Genomic DNA, 1,432 nt, shown 5'->3' with positions numbered 1-1,432 from the left:
TGCCGGTGCCGTCCTGCTTCTCGATCCCGCCGATACGGTGCTCAAGGCCCGGCGTGCCCGGGATCGCCCACGGTCGGGCCAGCGTCTGCGGATCGCGCTTGTAGGGCCAGAAGACCTCGGTGCCGTCCGCCTCGGTGTGATTGGTGCCCGAGGCGAACTGCACCCGCAGATCGGGCAGTTCCTCGGTGTCCGGGATCCGCCACGGCTCCGAACCGTTGGCCAGATAACCGTCCGACAGCAGGAACACCGGGGTGCGGTAGGTGACCGCGATCCGGGCCGCCTCCAAAGCGGCGTCGAAGCAGTCCGCCGGCGTCTTCGGCGCCACGATCGGCACCGGCGCCTCACCATTGCGCCCGTACATCGCCTGAAGGAGGTCGGCCTGCTCGGTCTTGGTCGGCAACCCCGTCGACGGCCCGCCCCGCTGGATGTCCACGATCAGCAGCGGCAACTCCAGGGACACCGCGAGCCCGATCGTCTCCGACTTCAAAGCCACCCCCGGCCCCGACGTCGTGGTCACCGCAAGGGAGCCGCCGAACGCGGCGCCCAGCGCCGCCCCGATCCCCGCGATCTCGTCCTCCGCCTGGAAGGTCCGCACCCCGAAATTCTTGTGCCGCGACAATTCGTGCAGGATGTCGGAGGCCGGAGTGATCGGATACGAACCCAGATACAGCGGCAGATCCGCCTGCCGGCCCGCCGCGATCAACCCGTACGACAGGGCCAGATTCCCCGAGATATTGCGGTACGTGCCCGTGGGGAACGCCGCAGAGGCCGGCGCCACCTCGTAGGAGACCGCGAAATCCTCCGTCGTCTCCCCGAAATTCCAGCCCGCCCGGAACGCCGCGATGTTCGCCGCCGCGATATCCGGCTTCTTCGCGAACTTCGCCCGCAGGAACTTCTCCGTGCCCTCGGTCGGCCGGTGATACATCCACGACAACAACCCGAGCGCGAACATGTTCTTCGACCGGCCCGCATCCTTGCGCGACAGATCGAACTCCCGCAACGCCTCCACCGTCAGCGTCGTCAACGGCACCGGATGCACGCTGTAGCCGTCCAGCGAACCGTCCTCCAGCGGCGAGGCCTCATAACCCACCTTCGCCATCGCCCGCTTGGAGAACTCATCCGTATTCACGATGATCTCCGCACCACGCGGCACATCGGCGATGTTCGCCTTCAACGCCGCCGGATTCATCGCCACCAACACGTTCGGCGCATCCCCCGGCGTCAGGATGTCGTGATCGGCGAAATGCAGCTGAAAGGACGACACCCCCGGCAGCGTCCCGGCAGGCGCCCGGATCTCCGCCGGGAAATTCGGCAACGTCGAAAGGTCATTCCCGAACGACGCCGTCTCCGAAGTGAACCGGTCCCCCGTCAGCTGCATACCGTCACCCGAGTCACCCGCAAAGCGAATGATCACCCGATCCAGACGGCGGAC

The 1,432-nt window shown here is 66.9% G+C and carries 1 protein-coding gene; it reads right to left on the bottom strand.

Annotated elements, in window-relative coordinates; all coding sequences use genetic code 11:
- Positions 1-1,432, bottom strand: a 1,432-nt coding sequence (locus IE226_RS43595) for a 2-oxoacid:acceptor oxidoreductase subunit alpha (RefSeq protein WP_190087086.1), incomplete at both ends; no start/stop codon positions are given.

The organism is Streptomyces longisporoflavus (genome assembly GCF_014649775.1).
GTDB classification, from domain to species: domain Bacteria; phylum Actinomycetota; class Actinomycetes; order Streptomycetales; family Streptomycetaceae; genus Streptomyces; species Streptomyces longisporoflavus.
This window is presented reverse-complemented; position numbering and strand designations above follow the sequence as displayed.